Annotated in this window: 2 protein-coding genes and 1 tRNA gene; 2 read left to right on the top strand and 1 reads right to left on the bottom strand. The window is 63.0% G+C overall.

The annotated features are described in order from the left end of the window. Positions 1 to 242: 242 nt before the first annotated feature. Positions 243 to 452 carry a hypothetical protein gene (locus ACFMO5_RS05080; protein WP_376791675.1) on the top strand — a complete coding sequence of 70 codons (210 nt, stop codon included), beginning with the start codon at positions 243 to 245 and terminating at the stop codon, positions 450 to 452. Positions 453 to 552: 100 nt separating this feature from the next. Here ACFMO5_RS05080 and ACFMO5_RS05075 read toward each other — a convergent pair. Continuing rightward, positions 553 to 627: transfer RNA gene (locus ACFMO5_RS05075), tRNA-Pro, on the bottom strand. A gap of 333 nt (positions 628 to 960) precedes the next feature. On the opposite strand from ACFMO5_RS05075, the gene ACFMO5_RS05070 reads away from it, so the two are divergent. After that, positions 961 to 2,262, top strand: coding sequence for a nitrate/sulfonate/bicarbonate ABC transporter ATP-binding protein (locus tag ACFMO5_RS05070; RefSeq protein WP_376791674.1), 1,302 nt, complete (start codon positions 961 to 963; stop codon positions 2,260 to 2,262). The last annotated feature ends 205 nt before the right edge of the window (positions 2,263 to 2,467 follow it).

Raw genomic sequence — 2,467 nt, 5'->3', positions numbered from 1 at the left:
GGCCGCGTAAGCGGCCCGCCCCTCGCGGGAATTCCACGAATCGAAAGCTCGCCGCTACGAGTTGGGAGGACCTCCCCGGTTGTGTGCAACAGAGCAGGCGGAGCAAATGAACCTTCGACGGTGTGCTTGGTCCCTAGCGCTTCTTAAGTGGAATCAAGCCTCGGGCTTGGAATTTCCATGCCGGGGGAGAGCAAGTGGTATCCCTGAATCGATTCCTCGCTGAGCTTGCGAACGGATGGGGGATGGCAGCGATCCCAACCCCGACGCCGCCTCCTTCCCCATATCAAGTGTTCATCCCAGCCGTCGGTGCTCCTTCGGTAACCTCCTCGAGCGCTTCGACCGCCTGGATTCGTTTTGTGGAAAGCCCATGGCTTTATGTATTGCTGGGAGCGCTGCTCGGCGCCTGGCTGACATTGCGCGCCTTGGAGCGCCGCGGGAAGCCACGCAAGTGATCGACCCGATCATCCATGCCTTTCGGATAAACCACCCGGAACCCAGGGATAATAAAAACCGGCGGAAGGGGTTTTCTCCCTTGTCCCTCCGCCGGTGCTGTCGGGGCGGGCGGATTTGAACCGCCGACCTCGTGGTCCCGATCCACGCGCGCTCACCTGGCTGCGCCACGCCCCGCTTATGCATAGAAATTATATCCCCGCTGGATCTCCCTGACAAGGATTGTGCTCAAGGCCGTTCAGCGTTACATTGTTAAAGGGTTGATCTTGCTCTGTTGCGAACAGAGGTAGTCCGTAAGGGCTTGGCTTACAAGCTCCATCTGGGGTCCTCCTCCGCACCCTTTCTATCCTTGCGACAAAGCAGGTTTATCTTTAAGCTCCTCTCCTCAGAGATGGCGGAGGTCGTCTTTGCAATCCGGCTAAAGATAACGCGCGGGGAGCGGATGGAGCGCTTCGGCGCTCTCTCAAAAGGCGTTGGCGCGAAAGAAGAACCGCCGCCTGGAGGCTTTCAATGAGCTGGACTGGGCCGCTGGTTGAGGTGCGCAATGTCTCCAAGATCTATGGACGGCCGCCGCGGCAGGTGGTGGCGGTGGAACGGGTTTCCTTCGAAATCCGCCCGGGGGAGTTCGTGGCGCTTCTGGGCCCATCGGGCTGTGGAAAATCCACGTTGTTGCGCATGATCACCGGCCTGGCCCAGCCCAGCGAAGGTGAGATCCGCTATCGAGGCCAGCCGCTGCGCGGGATTAACCCCTATGCCACGATCGTGTTCCAGACCTTTGCCCTTTACCCTTGGTTGACCGTGTTGGGCAATGTGGAGCTGGCTTTGAAGGCCCGGGGGGTGCCGCCCGCCCAGCGCCGGGAGCGGGCGCTTCAGTTGATCGACCTGGTGGGCCTCGACGGCTTCGAGCACGCGTATCCCCGGGAGCTCTCCGGTGGGATGCGTCAGAAAGTGGGCTTCGCCCGGGCCCTGGCCGCCGAGCCCGAGCTCTTATGCATGGATGAGCCGTTCTCCGCCCTCGATGTGCTGTCTGCAGAGGCGCTGCGGGGCGAGCTGATGGAGCTCTGGCTCTCGAAGCGCCTGCCCATCCAGGCCATCCTCCTGGTCACCCACAACATCGAAGAGGCAGTCTGGATGGCCGACCGTCTGATCCTGATGGATAAGGACCCCGGCCGGGTGATCGCCGAGCTGGAGGTGCGGCTGCCGCACCCGCGCCGCCGGAAGGATGCTTACTTCCAGGTGATGGTGGACCGGGTGTACGCGACGATTGCGGGGCGGACAGAGGAGCAAGTGCCCGGGAAGCGGCCGGGGGAGCCGGGCCGGGCTTACCGGATGCCGGAGGCCCGTATTAACGCGGTGGCTGGGTTAACCGAGAAGCTGCTGGAGGAAGGAGGATGGGCGGACCTTTACCGGCTGGCGGAGGAGCTGCGCTACGAGCTGGATGATCTGTTGACGATCGTGGAGGCGGCGGAGCTGTTAGGGTTCGTGAAGGTGGCCGAGGGGGATATCACCCTGACGCCCCTCGGGGAGGCCTTCGCCGAGGCCAGCATCCTGGCCCGCAAAGAGATTGTGGCCGGGCGCATCCTGCGCCTCCCGATCATCCGCTGGATCTATGAGGCCCTTCACGCCGATGACGACGGCCGGGTGAGCGCCGACTACTTCCGTGAGCAGCTCCAGCTGGATTTCACCCCCGAGGAGGCGGAGCGCCAGCTGGATATCGCGATCCACTGGGGCCGTTACGCGGAGCTGTTCGCTTACGACGAGGATTCCGATGAACTCTTCCTGGAAGAGATCCCCGCTCCGGCGATCGAGTAATGAATGGGGGATGACAGAAGCTGCCTCCCCCTTCTCCCCCAGGCGCCTCTGTCGTGCAGCATGGCTTCTCCAAGTTCGAACAAAGACAGCCCAGCGGTGACGCAAAGGATGGCCCCTCCCTCTTCATCCCCCTCCCCGCGGCCTTTCGGGTCGCGGGGAGGGGGATGTTGATAGTTTGGGGGCGAGCCGGGGGGGGGGGGGGGGG

The organism is Thermoflexus sp., from assembly GCF_042408365.1.
GTDB lineage: Bacteria > Chloroflexota > Anaerolineae > Thermoflexales > Thermoflexaceae > Thermoflexus.
This window is presented reverse-complemented; position numbering and strand designations above follow the sequence as displayed.

Coding starts and splice junctions, on each gene's coding strand:
- ACFMO5_RS05080 (WP_376791675.1), top strand. CDS start 243: ATGGCAGCGATCCCAACCCCGACGCCGCCTCCTTCCCCATATCAAGTG.
- ACFMO5_RS05070 (WP_376791674.1), top strand. CDS start 961: ATGAGCTGGACTGGGCCGCTGGTTGAGGTGCGCAATGTCTCCAAGATC.